The sequence below is a fragment of the Priestia aryabhattai genome (assembly GCF_023715685.1).
Taxonomy (GTDB): domain Bacteria; phylum Bacillota; class Bacilli; order Bacillales; family Bacillaceae_H; genus Priestia; species Priestia aryabhattai_B.
In genome coordinates, this window is sequence record NZ_JAMBOQ010000127.1 from 1 (window position 1) to 226 (window position 226).

The 226-nt window shown below is 51.3% G+C and carries 2 tRNA genes; both read right to left on the reverse strand.

What is annotated here, in order from left to right:
- Positions 1-31 precede the first annotated feature (31 nt).
- Positions 32-120: transfer RNA gene (locus M3225_RS29360), tRNA-Leu, on the reverse strand.
- 14 nt (positions 121-134) lie between these two features.
- A tRNA-Gly gene (locus M3225_RS29365) sits at positions 135-209 on the reverse strand.
- Positions 210-226 lie beyond the last annotated feature (17 nt).

Sequence of the window (226 nt, forward strand, 5' to 3'; positions counted from 1 at the left end):
TATCCAATTGAGCTACGGGCGCTTATTAAAATGGTGCCGAGGGCCGGACTTGAACCGGCACGGTAGTCACCTACCGCAGGATTTTAAGTCCTGTGTGTCTGCCAATTCCACCACCCCGGCAGGACTTATATATGTGGAGCGGAAGACGAGGTTCGAACTCGCGACCCCCACCTTGGCAAGGTGGTGTTCTACCACTGAACTACTTCCGCACATATATGAAATTAAT